Origin of the sequence: Novipirellula aureliae (assembly GCF_007860185.1) — a bacterium.
Classification (GTDB): domain Bacteria; phylum Planctomycetota; class Planctomycetia; order Pirellulales; family Pirellulaceae; genus Novipirellula_A; species Novipirellula_A aureliae.
This window is the reverse complement of the sequence record NZ_SJPY01000007.1, coordinates 411,417-429,232: the sequence shown is the minus strand read 5'-3', so window position 1 is coordinate 429,232 and position 17,816 is coordinate 411,417. Positions and strand designations below refer to the sequence as shown.

Genomic DNA, 17,816 nt, shown 5'->3' with positions numbered 1-17,816 from the left:
GAATGTGATTGGGTGAAAGATTGTGTGAAAGGCGACGATGGCCAATCATGCCGGCGACTTCTCGGCCTGTCGATTTAATCGTTTAACGCTTAGCCGAAGGCGTCAGCTTTTCCATAATCGGTCGCCTATGGCTTGACGTTAAACAATCAGTCGAGTCAAACCGATTAAATCGACAGCCCGTTCTGCTGGGCAGCTTGTTCAGCAAGCAAGCGTTTTTGGTATCGGCTTTGAACCACATCGACGACGATCAAGACCGCCAAGACAAAGTAAAAAGTACTCTTCGCCATCGGCATCACGATATGCCCAAACAGATGCAGGTCGGCCAAATGCCCTCCTTCGCTCGTCAGCATGACGCCGACAATAAACAGGATAAACAAACCGAGCACTTCGTACATGCGGTTCTTTTTCAGGAATTCGGCAACCCGATCGGCCAACCAGATCATCATCACACCACTAATCACGACGGCCGTTGCCATGATGGCGAAGTTCTTTGTCAACGCCATGGCACTCAGGATCGAGTCAAATGAAAAGACCAAATTCATGGTGACGATCAAAGCAATCGTCTTGCCAAAACTCTGTTTCTCTGACTTTTTTGATCCATCACCAACCTCATGGATCGCCAGCAAGTGATAGATTTCCTTGATCGCCGTCCATAAGATGAACGCGCCACCGAACAAGACAATCAGACTGTGTCCGGAGATTTTGGCCTCGATCAACTTGCTACTGTATTCATAAAAAGGATCCTCAAGCAACGCGATCAAGTGAATGATCAGATACAGCAGTATGATTCGAAACAGAATTGCCAAACCAATGCCGACCTGCCGTACCTTGGACTGCTGGCTCTCCTCCACTCGTTTGCTCTCGATCGAAATGTAGAGCAAATTGTCGAAGCCCAATACGACTTGCAAAAGCACCAGCATCCCGAGGGTAAAGATGCCATGCAGCGAAAAGAAACTCTCGACCGGTCCATCCGCTACGCCGGTCGCCGAAGCAAGCAATCCAACCGAGTCGGTCGCTGATATCATCCACTGCATTTTGATGCTCTTTTCCTATGAAATGGGCTCTTGCTTTGTCAACATCCTACCGCCAACGCGAAGTTTGAATCCGATAGAAACACTAGCCACGCCCGTTTTCGTGCAAAACAATTCGCGCAAGACAAAGCACAAGTATGATGCGCCGTAACCATTCAGGCTACCCGCCATTCCCCTAGCCTCGTTGGCATATCAGAGGTCGCTATCCCGGTCACCCGAGCCCGAAAGTTAAATTGGGATCGAGAACGAGTGACCCGCGTAGCCAAGGCACCAAGAAACAGCTGCGACGAATCGCTCGGCCGGAGAAGTGAAGTGGATGAGCGATGAAGTGAATAGCGATGAAGTGGATGGCATCTTAGGAGCGGGATAAATGGTAGTGGATCTTGATAAAGACCCCAGCGTGTGGGATCTTCAGCAGCGAGAAACCCGTGTCACGAGAGATTGCCTCCCAATGGCTCGTCCAAGACATCCATCGTGGTTTCTATCAAGGACACCAGCAGCTTGGTATATTGGAGCTGCATATTCTTTCATACTTCGGAAAAAGGTAAGTTGAGTTTCGATGAAGGTTCCATTTATTCACGAAGAGTTTCTGTTGGAGACCGAGGCGTCCCGTCGGCTGTTTCATGATTACGCCGTGAGCGAACCGATTTTGGATTACCATTGTCATTTGCCGCCGAAGGATGTGGCGGAAAACCGCCAGTTCAATAATTTGTTTGAGATTTGGCTCGAAGGCGACCACTACAAATGGCGAGCAATGCGGGCCGCAGGGGTTGAAGAGCGACTCTGCACCGGGGATGCCGATCCGTATGACAAGTTTTTGGCTTGGGCGCGGACGGTACCACAAACCTTGTGCAACCCGCTGTATCACTGGACGCACTTGGAGCTGAAACGCTATTTCGGCATCGACGTGTTGCTGAACGAACAAACCGCACCGGCGGTTTGGGAGCAAGCCAACGAGCTACTCGCTTCAGCGGAGCTTTCCGCGCATGGCATCCTGAATCGATTCAAGGTCAAAGTGGTCGGCACGACAGACGATCCAACGGACGATCTATCGTATCACCAAGCCATCGCCAAGTCGGAGCTCAGCACCAAGGTTTTTCCGACGTTTCGCCCTGACAAGGCGTTCAACGTGCATCAACCACAAGTTTGGAATGATTGGGTCGATGCCTTGGAGCGAGCTACGGGCCAGAGTATTTCTACGCTGGATGAGTTCCTTGATGCACTCAAGAAACGCCACGATTTCTTTCATGAAATCGGTGGGCGTCTCTCCGACCACGGCATGGAGAAATGTTATGCAGACTTTCCGAGCGATGCCGAGGCAGCAGCGATCTTCGGCAAAGCTCGTTCCGGAACGGCCGTGACGAGCGTGGAAATGGGCCAGTTCGCCAGCCACATCCTGCTCTCGGTTGGGCGTTGGAACGCTGAAAAAGGTTGGACGATGCAATTGCACCTCGGAGCTCGCCGTAACAATAACACTCGCTTGTTCAACTCCGTCGGTCCTGATACCGGGTTCGATTCGATCGCAGATACCCCGCAGATCGCACCCCTCGGTCAGCTCCTCGATCGGCTCGACCAAGAAAACGCTTTGCCGAAAACGATCGTCTATAACTTGAACCCTGCAGACAACTACGCCTTTGCAACGATGGTGGGTAACTTTCAAGATGGATCGATTCCGGGCAAGATGCAATTCGGTTCGGGGTGGTGGTTCCTGGATCAAAAGGAGGCGATGGAGTGGCAAATACGAACGCTAGCAAACCTGGGGTTACTTTCGCGGTTTGTTGGGATGCTGACCGATTCTCGTTCGTTTATGTCCTATCCACGTCATGAATACTTCCGGCGTGTACTGTGCAATTTACTCGGCCGCGATATGCAGTTGGGCCAACTGCCGGGCGACTTCGATTTGGTCGGCGGCATGGTCCGGGACATCTGCTACGCCAACGCGAAGCAGTTCACGGGCTTGGCTAACGGGCTTGGCTAGACGGGCTTGGCTAGACGGGCTTGGCTAGACGGGGCACCCTGAAAATCGGGGACATTCGTCCTCTGCCTTTGGAGAGCACTCCGTTTGGGGAGCACTCGTCATCGCGAATCAAACACTCGTTGAGTGGACCGAAGTTAAAAGGCCTTCGCCTGATGCTAACGGGATCGTGTTATTTTGCACTTGGGCTCAAATCGTAAACTGTCAAAATCTGTCTTTAGACATCCAAGAAATGTTGCTATGGTGCAGCGGTTGAAATTCTCGTCTTCATTTAATTCCTCTTTCCTGGCATGGGTTCAATGTTGAGTCGCTGTTTCGTATTGTTCGTAGGTATGGTGGTGGGTGGCTTTTTCTCGGGAACACCGCTGCGAGCCCAGAATTGGGCAGACAAGATGTTCAAGGTCCAATCTCACGATTTCCGAACGGTCGGACGCGGCGCGAAAGCGGAGTTCCATTTCGAACTCACCAATCTCTACGAAGAGGATGTGCATATTGCGGCGGTGCGAAGCAGTTGTGGATGCACCACCCCTTCGGTCACCAAAGATACCCTCAAAACTCACGAGACCGGAGCGGTCGTCGCGACGTTCAACACCAGTACGTTCGTTGGCAAGAAGGGAGCGACTTTTACGGTCGTATTCGATAAGCCCTATTACGCGGAAGTTCAATTGAAGGTCAGCGGCTACATCCGTACTGACATCACGTTTGATCCACCCGAAGTCGCATTCGGCGAATTCCGATCGGGTAAACCCCAAGAGCGTGATGTGGTCATCTCGCATACCGGTAACAGCAACTGGCGAATCACCGACGTCCGCAGCCACTGCAGCAACTTGAAGGTTTCGCTCGGACAACCTGAGCTATCGCCTGGATTGGTGCGTTATCGGATGCATGTCACGATGCAAGAGGATGTACCGGAAGGTGAGATTCAAGAGCGATTGACGCTGATCAGCAACGATCGCAGTTTTCCGACCACCGAAATGGCGATTTCAGGCCGCGCTCGAGCCGCGTTGAGTGTTTCGCCAGCCGCGGTGACGTTGGGATCGACATCCGCCGACGCCGTTGTTGAAAAACGCTTGGTTGTCAAAGGAGATGAGCCTTTTTCCGTGAAAGAAGTCGTTTGCGACGACAAGCGATTTACATTCGAAGTTCCCGTCGGCAGTAAAAAGTTGCACTTCGTCAAAATGAAGTTCGAAGGAGATGGACAAGCCGCTCAGATCTCTCAAACGATTCGCATCATCACGGATTTGCCCGGCGATCCGTCTGCAGATTGTATCGTCACCGGAACGTTGTCCGCCAAGTAAACCACTTTGTTACGAATGAACTTGCAATGCAATCCGGCGACTTCACGAATCACCCCAACCCATTTGCTCTGCACGTTGATGGCAACCGTCCGTCCAGGTCCTCCTTCCGAACGGCTGCAAAGTTCTTTGCCATGATCACGCTCTTGTTTGGCGTGACCCTTGCCGTCGGTAGCCAAAGCCGCCAATGGATTGTAAACCGTTTGATGAGCGGCTTTAGTGAATTGCAGGTGCCCGAAAAGCAGCAGCGATTGGCTCAAATCTCGGAGCTTGGTATTCCGGCAATCGAACCACTTGTCGATGCCATCCTTGATCCAGAAACCGAGGTCGCTCGGACCGCTTGCGAATTGCTTCGGCAATCGCAAAACCATTGGACCTCTTTTGACTGGTCGGACTCGCGAACCTACCATGAAGAACTCGTTAAACAACTCGCCCGGATCTCCTCTGCAATCCCAGAGGGACGCACCGGATGGACGACTTCCTTGATCCAGCAAACGATTATGGAGTCGGTGCAAAAAGATGACGCTGCTTCAAAGAACCTCTACAATTTCGCCTCTCAAACGCTCGGCAGTATGTCGCTCAGCACGGGTTCAGGGCCGAGCGTCCTCGATACCCAACCGCTCGACCAGAACGCTCCGGTGCGTTTAATGGTCCGCTCAAAGCCGTTGCCCGTTGCGGATGCGGAGAGTTTCGGGGCGTGGACCGATTGGCCAACCCCGCAGTCCCGCGAAACATCGTCGCACATTCCATCGGATGAGCAACCCTCGCAAGAATCAAAGCCAGGTGCGTCCGTTTATCGGTCGAGTGCATCGAAACTGCGACCCGTTGAATCAGGTGAAAACATTGTTTTGCGTGATATCCAAGCGACCAAACCCGACTCCTTGGCGGCGGAGACCGTGCCTGTTTCTGCTTCTCCGCTCGCTGTCACGCAATCGCCGCCTGCTGCAAACGGTACGATTGTTCCCACCAGTTATTTAACCGATTCCGCGTTTGAATCCTACGACGACCAATCGGTCATCCATTGGCTCGGCAGTGAAGAGGCATCCCTTCGGCAGAAGGCCAAATTGGAACTGATGCGGCGTGGTTTCTCGGCACAGCAGATCGAGATTGCGACTCAGATTGCATCGCCTGATTCCGCGTCGCGTTTAGCACTCGTCGACGCGATTGCACGTTCACGAATCGAGAATCCTCGACCCTGGCTCGCCATTTTGCTCAACGATTCGTACCGCGAGGTGAGGCTGAAAACGATCTCGGTGATCGCGACAATGAACGACCCCGAGATGATGCAAACTCTACGAAGTCGACTCGAGCAAGAACGCGACCCGATCGTAAACGCCCGCATCCGACGGGTTTTGAAACTCCGCTAGGTGAGACGCCCCCTGCTGGTCATCAATCTCTGCTTCCACCCCCCGGGCGAGCTAGACAATCATGTGGCTGCTATTGCTAGCGTCGAAAACCATGTTCGGGGGGTCTGTGGGGCGTCGCTCGAAAAATCGGGTCAAAATTCTTAACTTACTTATGCAGAAGGCTTTACGCTCTTTCCGGCGACTCGGCTGGAAGGAATTTGTAAAATCGGAGGTTGACCGGTGCGGTGAACGACGTACCCTAGTCCTGTCGCTCCTAAATGCAAAACGCATCGCGAAGTCATGGTTGACCAACAGATGTCCACCCATCTTTCCATTCGTACTTGAGCGTCTTCCGCGAGTTCGCCTTGCGTGAGGTTATTTCGTCAACCAGCTTGCGGCCACGGGCTGGTTTCCGTCGATGTCTCTTTGGCATGAGCCGCCGATTCATCACCAATCTCACGGGCCGGGTACGCAAAACGCGTATCCGGTCGCGAACGCTCACGGGAATAGGATTGCAATATCCGGTCGGGTTCGATCAAGGCGGCGGCCTACGAGTTTCCAGCGGCCTGCGAGTTTCCGCGCGCCAAGCTTTCAACTTTTGATGGGCGGCTGCGTGCCCGCGTTCAATAATCCAAAGTGGTTTGCGGAAATCGAACCACTCGATGCTATCCAGCTGAGGGCAAATCACGATATCGGAGGCCTCTCGCTTTTCGCGGCGCATCATTCTCTCGCCGATATCCTGCATGCGCATCATCACATCGAGCGCGGTGGTGCAATCCTCGACTCGGTTTGGATACTGGCCCACATCGACGGCGATCGACAAATCGGATGCGTAAGTTTTTGCCACAATCGATGGCAGGGAATCGATCACCCCAATGTCAGCGAGCAGCATTCCATCGATATCCACGGGAGGAAAAATGCCTGGGATTGCCATCGATGCCAGCACCGCTTGGCGAACCGATCCGTTTTCAATGACGACCCGATGGCCGCTGCGAAGATCGACCGCGACGATACTGAGGGATCTTGGCAAATCAGAAAACTGCCGATCAGGAATAAGGGCATCGACAGCAGCAGCCAACAACTCCGACGGCAGCAAAGATCGCGTTGTGGCCGCCCGAGTTAACCGGCGGTGCGCGGAATAGAGATGCTTGACGCGGTTGTACCAAGCGATCAGGGTACTCTGCGAATCATCCATAGGCTGTTTCGTCGAACCAAACAATCGTCGCTGGTCCCGCGAAAAAGCCTCTGACGACAAAAACTCCAGCGCTTGAGCTTGCACTTTCGGAGCCGACGGTTCTGCGGCGCACATTGCACCTACCATCGCTCCCAAACTGACTCCGACAAATCGTTCGATTCGGATTCCTGCCTCACCGATCGCCTGGATCGCCCCCAGATGGGCAAGTCCTCTGGCACCGCCACCTCCGAGAGCGATCACGGCTCGCCGCATCCGCGGAGCTTGCATCGGCTCGTTTTGTCCCTTTGCGGTTCGATTTCGGAGAAAGTTGGTCAGTTTCATAGAGGCGACTCTCAATGGATGCATTATAGAGAAGCGAACGGTTTGGCGTCTGTTTTTCTACTAAATCCTAGCCACAACCGGCTTTGCTCGCTGAGCCGCCCTGTTCAAGAAAGTAAATGTCGCACTATATTTACCGCTCGTTCGCTCTTTCGCGATGAATGGGATGGAATTTGTTCATGAAATACTCACTGATTTTACTTGGATTGCTATTCGCCTCTTGGTGTGTTTGGTCAGGTCATTTTGACAATCCATTTCTGTTATCGCTCGGTGTACTTTCCAGTTTTTTCTGCTTGTGGTTATCGCTGCGAATGAAAATCGTGGACGAGGAAGGGACTCCGTTAGAATTAGGCATTCTGCCGTTGGCGAGGTATATCCCCTATCTGGGAATGGAAGTCGTCAAATCAAACTTGACGGTTGCCAAGATCATCTTGTCTCGCGATCTTCCTCTGCGTCGCTGTGTGGTGACGACCAAGATGGGCCCTAAAACGGAATTGGGACGCGTCATTTTGGCGAATTCAATCACGTTGACTCCCGGAACCGTTTCGATCTGTTTGGACGACGACAACATTTCCATCCATGCGCTCTCACAGGTGGAGGCCGACGAGGATATCGCGGGCGAAATGGACCGTAAAGTTTGCGAATTGGAGGGGGCGAGATGAACAACATTGATTGGATGTTTGCGATTACAGCGATTGGAATTCTGCTGACGATGTCATTGGCGTTGACCCGGGCGATTTGTGGGCCAACGGTTTTCGACCGCGTTTTGGCCCTCAACACATTCGGCACAAAGACCGTGCTTTTTATATGCGTTGTTGACTTCATGACGACTCGTGATGATTTCCTCGATCTGGCACTACTCTACAGCTTGATGAACTTCATTGGCATGGTCGCTTTGCTAAGGTTTACCCACGACGAATCTTTAGCGGATCAGGAGCCGGCGTGATGAGCCTTTGGGATATTTTCAGTTGGGTGTTGTTGATTACGGGGTCGATCTTTTCGATGATCGGCGGGATTGGAATTGTACGACTCCCCGAATTCTATTCTCGAATGCACGGTGCCGGGATAACCGACACGATGGGTGCTGGATTGATTGTTGCTGGGTTGATGTGTCAATCGGGACTTAGCCTCACAACGTTGAAGCTTGTTGCGATTCTTTTCTTCCTGCTGATCACGAGCCCGAGTTCTTGCCACGCACTGGCGCGATCAGCGATGGAACACAGCTTTATGCCAGGCGTCGACTTGGATTCGAGTCGCCGGGCGGGCCGCTCTGGATCCGGCCGCTCTGAGTCAGGCGGGCCTGCGATAGCAGAGCAGAAGGACGCGATCAAGTCGGCTTCGCAAGAGAAGGGAACCGAGTCAGCATGAGTTTATTGATCGATTTTTCCATTCTGGCTTTTCTGGTCGTCACGGCTGTCACCATTGCTCGGCTTCGAGACTTGTGGGCCGCGATCATGTTTACGGGTATCTACAGCTTTTTGAGTGCAAGTTGGATGCTGGTTCTTGATGCACCCGATGTGGCGTTTACCGAGGCGGCGGTCGGTGCTGGGATCTCAACGGTATTGATGCTTGGCACCTTAAAACTGACCGGCAATCGAATACCGCGTCTCAAGCGAATTCGAGTGCTGCCGCTCGTATTGGTCTTAACGACCGGACTAATCCTAGGCTACGGCACGCTCGACATGCCGCATTTTGCGGATCCACAAGCACCGATTCACCTGCATCCCTCCCCATCGTTTGTTGAGCGGTCCTTGCATGACATGCATGGACTACCCAACATTGTGACTTCGATTTTGGCTAGCTATCGTGGCTACGACACGCTCGGAGAAACGACCGTGGTTTTAACGGCTGGTATTGCCGTGATGCTTATTTTGCGTCGAGACAAGACACCGTCGAGCGACTTGGTTGGCAAAGACTCAACATTCGGAGCGTCAACCAAATGAGAGCGTTTCCTATCATTCGAATCATTACCAAGATTCTGATTCCGTACATCTTGTTGTTTGCTTTCTACGTCCAATTTCATGGCGACTTTGGACCGGGGGGCGGATTTCAAGCGGGGGTGATCTTGGCGTCAGCATTGATTTTGTATGGATTGGTGTTCGGCTTGCCTGCCGTTCAGCAGGTTGCTCCACCGCGAACGGTCGAAAAACTGATGGCGCTGGGCGTCAGCATCTACGCGGGCACCGGCTTTTTGACGATGTTCCTCGGAGGTCATTTTCTCGACTACGAAATGCTCGAACATAATTGGTTGACCGATTACGGTGTTCCGGCGGGCCAGCACCTAGGCATCTTTTTGGTGGAATGTGGTGTCGGTATTACCGTGACGGCTGTGATGACGATGATCTTCTATTTATTCGCGGGCAGGAGACGAGTCACATGAATTTGGAGCAAATTTTTGGGCTATACAATTATTGGATCGTGATTTGTTTGATGATGACGGGGTTCTATATTGTGATCGCCAGCCAAAACATGGTGAAGGTCGTGTTGGGGTTAAACATCTTTCAAACATCCGTCATTCTGATGTACGTGACGATGGGAAAAGTGGAAGGAGGCACGGCACCGATTGTTCCGCCAGCAATCGCGAATGGACATGCGGCCGAGGCAGCGACTGGACATGCGGCAGCCGAGGCGATCATTTACTCCAATCCACTTCCGAGTGTTCTGATGCTTACCGCGATCGTCGTCGGTATTGCGACCACCTCGTTAGCACTCGCATTGATCGTTCGAATTCGTGAAGAATACGGCACGATCGATGAAAGCGAAGTCTTAGAAATGGATCTTCAATCGTGATCGATTTCAATTTGCCAATCCTACTAATCGTCATCCCATTGATGGCTGCCCCCCTATGCGTGTTGGTCGGCCATCGACGGGCGGCTTACGCGATTTGTTTGTTGACCACCTATGCGGTGTTTGCAATTGCGGTGGCTTTGATGATAAAAGTTTCCTCCGAAGGGGTCATCCGATACAACATCGGCAACTGGGAACCGCCGTATGGAATCGAGTACGTTGCCGATGGTTTGAGTAGCTTTGTGGTGATGTTCGTCTCGGCTCTCGGAGCGATGGTGATGACTTATGCACCGGCCAGTATTGCCAAAGAAATCCCTGAATCGAAACACTATCTGTTCTTTGCAACCTACCTGCTTTGCCTAACGGGGTTATTGGGGATTTGCATCACCGGAGACCTGTTTAATCTGTTTGTGTTTTTGGAAATTTCGTCGTTATCATCTTATGCACTGATCAGTTTAGGCCGAACGCGACGTGCTCCGCTGGCAGCTTTCCACTACTTGATTTTAGGCAGTGTGGGGGCGACGTTCATCTTGATCGGAATCGGATTGGTCTACCAAATGACCGGCACGCTGAACATGGCGGATATTGCTGGCCGTTTGCCGATCGACCATGGGCCGCGAACCGTTTTGGTCGCGTTTGCCTTCATGACGATCGGTCTGTTTATCAAAGTCGCTGTCTTTCCACTTCATTCTTGGCTGCCAAATGCCTACACCTATGCTCCTTCGGTGGTCACTTGCTTTATTGCTGCGACAGCGACCAAGGTATCGGTTTACGCATTGCTGAGAATCGTGTTCAGCATTTTTACGATGCAATTCGCGTTCGAGCAGTTACCGCTGCGAACGGCGCTTATGGTTTTGGCACTCGTCGGGATCTTTGCGGCATCGACGGCTGCGATTTTCCAAGAAAACGTAAAGCGTTTGTTGGCCTATTCGAGTATTGCCCAAATCGGCTACATCTTGCTCGGTATTAGTATGGCCAATCAAGCAGGCTTGACTGCCGGGATTAGTCATATGTTCAATCACGCGATCATCAAAGGTGGCTTGTTTATGGTGGTTGGCTGTTTCGCTCTGCAGCTTGGCTCGGTTCAGCTTTCCGATTGGCGTGGTGCCGGGCGGACGATGCCATGGACGTCGACGGCTTGGGCCATTGGTGGACTCGGTTTGATCGGTGTTCCCCTAACCGCTGGCTTTGTTAGTAAATGGCTACTACTAACGTCCGCGTTTCAAACCCACCATGTTATCGTTGCCGTCTTAATGCTTCTCAGTTCGCTGTTGGCGGTCGTGTATGTATGGCGAGTCGTCGAGACGCTGTTCTTTAGCGAGCCGACGGAGGTAACGGCGGCTGCAAAAGAGGCTCCGCTAACAATGCTTGTGCCAACCTACCTGATGATGGGATCGATTTTGTTGTTCGGTTTTTGGACGACGTATTCGGCTGACTTGGCTGCGGCTGCGGCTGCGTCGCTATTGGGAGTCGCACCATGATGACCCCAGAGAACTTGATCGTCGCAGCTCTGGTTTTGCCATTGGTCGCGTTGCTGCTCATCAATGCGTTTGGTGAATGGCCAAACGTACGTGAAGCGTGCATGTTAGCGGTTTCTGGCATGCTGTTTTTGGTCACTTGTGGATTGGCAAGTCATGTCTTTGCGGGCGAGCGACCGATGTGGTCCGTGGGCGAAATGATCCCAGGCTTCGAAATCGCTTTCAAAGTCGAACCGCTTGGAATGCTGTTCGCACTCGTTGCATCCGGCTTGTGGATTCTGACAAGTGTTTATGCAATCGGCTATATGCGTGGTCATCATGAACAGCATCAAACTCGATTCTATTGCTGTTTCGCGATTGCGATTTTCGCCGCAATGGCTGCCGCGTTCTCCAGCAATCTTTTTACATTATTTGTCGCTTATGAATTGATGACCGTGTCGACCTACCCGCTCGTTACCCATCACGGCACCAAGGCAGCACGCGATGGTGGGCGAGTCTACTTGGGAATATTGCTTTCGACATCGATCGCGTTCTTCATGTTGGCGGTCGCCTGGACTTGGTTTCTAGCCGGTACGCTCGATTTTACGCCTGGTGGGATTTTAAACTTTGCGTATGCCGATGGTAAAATCAATGATCTGCAGCTCGGCGTCTTGCTGGGGCTATTTGCATTTGGCATTGGCAAGGCCGCGCTCATGCCATTTCATCGTTGGCTGCCCGCTGCGATGGTCGCTCCGACACCCGTTAGTGCTCTGTTGCACGCGGTCGCCGTCGTAAAGGTCGGCGTCTTCTCGGTGCTAAAAGTGGTCGTGTACATTTTCGGCATCGATTTGCTACAGCTCAGTGGCGTTAGCGTTTGGTTAGCTTACGTTGCCGGCGCGACGATACTCATCGCTTCATTGGTTGCAATGAGCAAAGATAATCTGAAAGCTCGCTTGGCTTACTCCACCATTAGCCAGTTAGCCTACATCACGCTTGGCGCGGCGTTGGCGACTCCGAACAGTGTGATCGGTGGTGGCATGCACATTGCGATGCATGCGGTCGGCAAAATCACGCTCTTCTTTTGTGCGGGTGCGATCTACGTCGCCGCTCATAAGACGAACATCAGTGAACTGCGAGGGTTGGGGCGGAAAATGCCATTCACGTTTGCTGCTTTCTTGGTTGCCGCGGTTAGCATCATCGGATTGCCACCGGGCGGTGGCGCCTGGAGCAAATGGTTTTTGGCGATTGGAACGGTCGAGGCACACCTCTATCTGTTGTTGGCGGCATTGATGATTAGTTCATTATTGAATATCGCCTACTTGATCCCGATCCCCATTCGCGCGTTTATGGCTCCGTTAGAAACCGATTCCATCGGCGACCACAATTTCACAGACAGCGGGGACACAGACAGTGGGGACACAGGCAGCGGGGACACAGACAGTGGGGACACAGGCAGCGGGATTCAGGAGGCACCTTGGATGTGCGTCGTCCCGCTTTGCATCACTGCCTTGTTGAGCGTCATGTTGTTCTTTAGCGCCGAGTGGATCTACGACGTTTTGCTGCCCATTACGACGAAATAAGCTCGTTCTCAATACGATTTTAATCCTTATGAATGACTCTTCCCAAAACAGCGGTGAATCGGTTCACGCCAATGGACATGACGATCCGAGTTGGTTTGAAAGACCGAGCAACATCAACAAGATGGTGATTGCGTTGGTGGTCGTTTGCGTTCTGTTAGTTCTAGCCGATTTCTTTTACACGAACCCGCATCCACATTTCCCCGCCTGGGAAAATGTGATCGGATTCCAAGCCTGGTTTGGATTTATCGCTTTTGTCGTTGTCGTCTTTTTAGGTCGTTTGTTAAGGATTTTTGTTTCGAGACCCGAGGATTATTATGATCGATAACATTCCACCTGGTTTGATCATGATCCTCGGCGCGTTGGTATTGCCATTCTTTGCGCAACGTCTCCAAGCGATCGTGGTACTGGCATTGTCGCTGCTTAGTTTGTTGCTGTTTTGCTTGACAAGTGAAACGAGTTTCGGACACATTGAGTTGTTTGGGACAACGCTTGAAATGGTTCGCATCGATGCGACGAGTCGCATTTTTGGCATCGTGTTTCATATCGCAGCGATTGTATCAGCGATCTATGCGCTGCATGTTCGCGACACGCGGCAACACGTATCGGGAATCGTTTACGCCGGTGCCGCCATCGGTGCTTGTTGCGCAGGTGATCTGCTAACGTTGTTTGTTTACTGGGAATTGACAGCTCTTTCGAGTGTCTTTTTGATTTGGGCCAGTAACAATGAACGCTCCTATCGCGCCGGGATGCGATATTTGATCATCCAAGTCACATCAGGAGTGTTATTGCTTTCCGGTGCGATCATGCGTCTCGTCGAAACGGGGTCGCTTGAGTTTACCAAGATGGTTGTTGAAGGAGAGCCGCTGAGCGCATCGGCATGCTTGATCTTGTTTGCCTTTGGGATCAAGTGTGCGTTTCCACTGCTGCACAATTGGTTGCAGGATTCCTATCCCAAGGCGACGGTGACGGGCTCGGTATTTTTGAGTGCGTTCACGACCAAGTTGGCCGTCTATTCATTGATCCGAGGCTTCGCTGGTTTCGAGCCGTTGATTTGGGTTGGCTGCATCATGACGTTGTTCCCAATCGTATTTGCCGTGATCGAAAACGATTTGCGTCGAGTACTGGCTTACAGCTTGAACAATCAGCTCGGGTTTATGGTCGTTGGGATTGGGATTGGTAGCGACTTGGCGATCAACGGAACCATTGCCCACGCGTTTTGCCACATCATTTACAAGTCATTGTTGTTCATGTCGATGGGAGCGGTCTTGTACCGAGTCGGAACGGTAAAGGCGACCGAACTCGGTGGCCTACATAAATCGATGCCTTGGACGACTGCATTTTGCATCATCGGAGCGGGGGCGATTTCTGGTTTTCCGCTGCTCAGTGGTTTTATCAGTAAATCGATGATTATCAGTGCTGCGGCCGAAGAACATCAGTTCATCACCTGGTTGATCTTGTTGATCGCGTCAGCGGGGGTGATGGAGCACTCGGGCATCAAGATTCCGTTCTTTGCGTTTTTCGCGCACGATTCCGGCAAGCGGGTCAAAGAAGCGCCGATGAACATGTTGGTTGCGATGGGGATCGCCTCGTTTTTCTGTATCGGACTTGGGATTGCCTATCCATTGCTCTATCGGCTATTGCCCAACGATGTCGAATACCATCCTTACACCGTCACTCACGTCGTCACACAGTTGCAGCTATTGTTGTTCGCAGCGTTGGCGTTTGTGTTTTTGATGAAGACTGGACTCTACCCATCGGAACAGCGTGCCACCAATTTGGACACCGATTGGATCTATCGGCGGGCGCTACCGAAGTTGGTTGCGGTAACCAGAAAGGGCGTCCGTTCGATCGATCAGTTTTTGCGTCAGGGAGTGCTTGCGATACTTCGCCATATCGTTTTTGACGCAAGGACTCGTTTCAATGAACAGGGGCTACTTGGTCGTACGTGGTCAACGAGCACCATGACGTTCTGGTCCACTTTCTTGTTAGCGGTATGCTTGGTTTTGTACTATTTGCGGTCGTAGTTTGTAGGTAGAACCGACAAGCAGCAGGTAGACTGGCTCGACAATTGGGAGCCCCCGCACCCACCACTTGGCAACGGGAAAGCATCTCCCGGTTTTCCTCGCCGGGTCGGCACCGCCACAGCGGCTTCAAGTACAGCGTTCGCGCACGCGGGCGATGTCCGTATTGAAAGCCGCATGATCACGCTCGCAGCTTGACAATCAAGTGCGCAGAATCAAGTGCGCAGACTGCCAGATGAAAGACTGGCGTTTTGATTGAACAGCGGCAGACGATAAACATCCCGAGGAGGCTGTTGACAAAAATGGCAGAGGCAAGAACCGAGCTGCTCTAAGACTGCTTCGTTTCCACAAAACGACTCCCCAATGCCCTTTGGATTGACGCGTATTGGTCCCTTTCCAGACATTGATACCTTCTGCGAATCTTTCTGTTTCCATCTTATCGTGTCGCAAATCATTAACACTTTGCCGAAAAAAAATAATGCGGACGGTGCTTATATTCTCCTTGTATTTATTGACCGTTGCGAATTTTGTCCCTATACTGGATTCCCATGGAGTTGGCTGATCACTTGGCGGATGGTTTTGCTCGATTTTAGAGGTTGCTTCCGGGGGAGTGGGGGGTGATCCCCGTTCTGGCGAGGTTTTAAGTGGTCGTTAGCAGCTTCCTAGAGTTTTTCTCGATTTGCATCATCTCATGATTGCGGAGGGTGTTCTTCCCTAGTCTGCATTTTTAACGTGTACTTGCGCGGCGCCGAGAATGAAGGCGTCGATCGATGGAGTGCCAACAACGGCGCTCCATAATATTTCTGCCCAACAGTAAATCTCCGTAGTTTTTTCCTCTTTCTCGTTTGCACGGGTCTTCGAAATGAAGTTGTCTTATTCGTCCTTGTTCGCTGATGCCTATGTCCGCGCGCGTCGGGTTGATGCGGTCGATGGAAATCTTTTGACCGACGCCGGTGTGGCTGGCGATTGTGACCGATTTCGCGATACGCAAAGACCTCAATTCTGGGATTCTACTTCCGCTGCATACGGAACGATTACCAGTTCGGAAGAGCGACGTGGTTTCCGCAGGGTGTATGGACGCGCTCTGTTCACGGGTATGACGACAATCAATCCGCCAAATTCAACGCTCTGCATGAATGGCGATAATGCCAATACCGATGGGATTTTGCCGCCTCGTAGCAACCAGCAAAGCGGTTACCACGTTCTGATGGGCGATGGAGCCGTGAAGTTCATTACGGATTCCATGGAGGCCGGCGATCAAACAGGCGGCCAGATGATCATCTTTAAGAATAACCCTGGCGATAAAAGCCCATTTGGCTTGGGGGGTGCCTTGGGCACTATGGCCGCCAAAGAAGTTATCGAAACAGAGTTTTAAGAAGCTCTTTTGTACTAAAAGCACTTTTGTTTCGTTGCCAGCGGTGCTGGCAACGAGGCACAGAGATTGAGATTTTCCTTGTTGTTTGGACTGTCGTATCAGTCCACTTTCTTTTCTTCAGACACGGTGCTGGCACGGTCCAGCGTCGGTAATCGTCATGTATTTGAGGTATTCAAAATGCGTATGAGATTGAGAAAACGTGGCTTCACGCTCGTGGAGTTGTTGGTGGTCATTGCCATTATTGGCGTTTTAGTTGGTTTGCTGCTACCAGCAGTTCAAGCCGCTCGGGAAGCTGCTAGACGGATGAGCTGCAGCAATAACTTCAAGCAAATCGGCTTGGCGATCCATAATTATCACTCTGCCTTCAACCAGCTACCCAAGCAGGGCAGCGGCACAGGTAATAATGGAGGATTTGCATGTTATAACGATTCGGATCTGTTCAATAACTACCGCCTGAGTATGTTGGTGGGAATTTTGCCGTTTATGGAACAGCAAGCATCTTGGGAGCAAATTTCTAACCCAAGCGCACAGCGATCGGATGGGAATACGGGTGCAGGAATCGGAACACCAACCAATCCATGGGCACCGATGGGGCCAACTCCCGATGAGGCTAACTACATTCCCTGGGTTACCGAGTTTCCGGGCCTTCGCTGCCCGAGCGATGATGGGCAAGGCCGACCTGCTCTTGGACGAACCAATTATGCGGCTTGTCTAGGCGATTCCACCTACAATACGATGTACGGTACATGGGACCGAGATCGAACCGATCCAGCGGACAATGCCGCTGACTCAAATAGCACCCATCGTGGATTCTTCCGGCCATTTATTAAAAATTCGATGGGGTTCAGGGATATCCTTGATGGTCTTTCCAATACGATCGCGATGGGAGAAATCGCAACGTATCTCCAAGATTCAGACAAGCGAACGGTATTGCCCGGTGGCAATTTGACCGGGGGTAACCTGGATACGACAAATCGAAATATGCGTGACAACCCGAGTATTTGTGGCAACCATGCAAATGGAGTCGATCCTGAATCTCCAATGCGTTGGCAAAGTACTTCCCGGGAAGGAAATGCTCGCGGTTACCGATGGGCCGACGCTCAGGGTATCTACACCACTTGTTTCACGATCTTACCTCCCAACCGCGAGATTTGTTCACGTAGTAATGGTGATGACTTGGATCTAATCGGGACGATGTCGAGTAATCACTCAGGTGGTTGTCATGTATTGATGGGTGACGGAGCTGTAAAATACATGACCGACTCCATTGACGCGGGTAACTCAACTGCCGGCGCCGTTTGGTCGGGTGGATCGGGGGCTCAGGCTCCTGGTAGAGCGAGTCCTTACGGCCTTTGGGGTGCTTTGGGCACTCGCAGTGCGAAGGAAGTCATCGACGAAGAGATTTAACCCTCACCTTGTTTGACATTTGATCGCAC

At 51.9% G+C, this 17,816-nt stretch carries 17 protein-coding genes; 15 read left to right on the top strand and 2 right to left on the bottom strand.

Annotated features, from left to right (window positions below; translation table 11 throughout):
- Positions 1-164 precede the first annotated feature (164 nt).
- Positions 165-1,034, bottom strand: a complete 870-nt coding sequence (locus Q31b_RS21770; RefSeq protein WP_231617751.1) for a TerC family protein — start codon at positions 1,032-1,034, stop codon at positions 165-167.
- A 556-nt stretch (positions 1,035-1,590) separates the two neighbouring features.
- Between Q31b_RS21770 and uxaC the strand changes: the two genes are divergently transcribed.
- The 3 genes from uxaC (at position 1,591) to Q31b_RS21755 (ending at position 5,668) form a co-directional block, all read left to right on the top strand.
- Positions 1,591-3,009 carry a glucuronate isomerase gene (gene uxaC, locus Q31b_RS21765; RefSeq protein WP_146601755.1) on the top strand — a complete coding sequence of 473 codons (1,419 nt, stop codon included), beginning with the start codon at positions 1,591-1,593 and terminating at the stop codon, positions 3,007-3,009.
- A 287-nt stretch (positions 3,010-3,296) separates the two neighbouring features.
- On the top strand, positions 3,297-4,304 hold the full coding sequence (locus Q31b_RS21760) for a DUF1573 domain-containing protein (RefSeq protein WP_197172005.1): 1,008 nt from the start codon (positions 3,297-3,299) through the stop codon (positions 4,302-4,304).
- 26 nt (positions 4,305-4,330) lie between these two features.
- Positions 4,331-5,668 (top strand): HEAT repeat domain-containing protein, encoded by a 1,338-nt coding sequence (locus Q31b_RS21755; RefSeq protein ID WP_146601754.1) that lies wholly within the window; start codon positions 4,331-4,333, stop codon positions 5,666-5,668.
- Between the two features lie 514 nt (positions 5,669-6,182).
- Here the strand turns inward: Q31b_RS21755 and Q31b_RS21750 are convergent.
- The gene (locus Q31b_RS21750; protein ID WP_146601753.1) at positions 6,183-7,163 is read right to left on the bottom strand and encodes a patatin-like phospholipase family protein; all 981 of its coding nucleotides are present in this window, start codon (positions 7,161-7,163) and stop codon (positions 6,183-6,185) included.
- Between the two features lie 176 nt (positions 7,164-7,339).
- Here Q31b_RS21750 and Q31b_RS21745 point away from each other — a divergent pair, with 176 nt between their 5' ends.
- From Q31b_RS21745 to Q31b_RS21690, 12 genes are all read left to right on the top strand, one after another.
- Positions 7,340-7,822 carry a Na+/H+ antiporter subunit E gene (locus Q31b_RS21745; protein ID WP_146601752.1) on the top strand — a complete coding sequence of 161 codons (483 nt, stop codon included), beginning with the start codon at positions 7,340-7,342 and terminating at the stop codon, positions 7,820-7,822.
- The gene (locus Q31b_RS21740) at positions 7,819-8,106 is read left to right on the top strand and encodes a monovalent cation/H+ antiporter complex subunit F (RefSeq protein WP_146601751.1); all 288 of its coding nucleotides are present in this window, start codon (positions 7,819-7,821) and stop codon (positions 8,104-8,106) included. The genes Q31b_RS21745 and Q31b_RS21740 overlap by 4 nt, the downstream gene beginning before the upstream one ends.
- Positions 8,106-8,528, top strand: coding sequence for a monovalent cation/H(+) antiporter subunit G (gene mnhG, locus Q31b_RS21735; protein ID WP_146601750.1), 423 nt, complete (start codon positions 8,106-8,108; stop codon positions 8,526-8,528). Before Q31b_RS21740 ends, mnhG begins: the two co-directional genes overlap by 1 nt.
- A complete protein-coding gene (locus tag Q31b_RS21730; protein WP_146601749.1) occupies positions 8,525-9,103 on the top strand; it encodes a DUF4040 domain-containing protein in 579 nt (192 codons plus the stop codon). The genes mnhG and Q31b_RS21730 overlap by 4 nt, the downstream gene beginning before the upstream one ends.
- Positions 9,100-9,540: a Na(+)/H(+) antiporter subunit B gene (locus Q31b_RS21725; RefSeq protein ID WP_146601748.1), complete on the top strand. Its 441-nt coding sequence runs from the start codon at positions 9,100-9,102 to the stop codon at positions 9,538-9,540. Before Q31b_RS21730 ends, Q31b_RS21725 begins: the two co-directional genes overlap by 4 nt.
- Positions 9,537-9,950 (top strand): cation:proton antiporter subunit C, encoded by a 414-nt coding sequence (locus Q31b_RS21720; RefSeq protein ID WP_146601747.1) that lies wholly within the window; start codon positions 9,537-9,539, stop codon positions 9,948-9,950. The genes Q31b_RS21725 and Q31b_RS21720 overlap by 4 nt, the downstream gene beginning before the upstream one ends.
- On the top strand, positions 9,947-11,428 hold the full coding sequence (locus Q31b_RS21715; protein WP_231617750.1) for a monovalent cation/H+ antiporter subunit D family protein: 1,482 nt from the start codon (positions 9,947-9,949) through the stop codon (positions 11,426-11,428). The genes Q31b_RS21720 and Q31b_RS21715 overlap by 4 nt, the downstream gene beginning before the upstream one ends.
- Complete coding sequence (locus Q31b_RS21710; protein ID WP_231617749.1) at positions 11,425-12,984, top strand: proton-conducting transporter transmembrane domain-containing protein; 1,560 nt, start codon at positions 11,425-11,427, stop codon at positions 12,982-12,984. The genes Q31b_RS21715 and Q31b_RS21710 overlap by 4 nt, the downstream gene beginning before the upstream one ends.
- 28 nt (positions 12,985-13,012) lie before the next feature.
- Positions 13,013-13,309, top strand: coding sequence for a hypothetical protein (locus Q31b_RS21705; protein WP_146601746.1), 297 nt, complete (start codon positions 13,013-13,015; stop codon positions 13,307-13,309).
- Positions 13,299-15,008 carry a Na(+)/H(+) antiporter subunit D gene (locus Q31b_RS21700; protein ID WP_231617748.1) on the top strand — a complete coding sequence of 570 codons (1,710 nt, stop codon included), beginning with the start codon at positions 13,299-13,301 and terminating at the stop codon, positions 15,006-15,008. The genes Q31b_RS21705 and Q31b_RS21700 overlap by 11 nt, the downstream gene beginning before the upstream one ends.
- Before the next feature lie 859 nt (positions 15,009-15,867).
- Entirely contained in the window at positions 15,868-16,380 is a 513-nt protein-coding gene (locus tag Q31b_RS21695) for a DUF1559 family PulG-like putative transporter (RefSeq protein ID WP_146601745.1), read from the top strand.
- A gap of 177 nt (positions 16,381-16,557) precedes the next feature.
- The gene (locus Q31b_RS21690; protein ID WP_146601744.1) at positions 16,558-17,787 is read left to right on the top strand and encodes a DUF1559 domain-containing protein; all 1,230 of its coding nucleotides are present in this window, start codon (positions 16,558-16,560) and stop codon (positions 17,785-17,787) included.
- Positions 17,788-17,816: the final 29 nt, after the last annotated feature.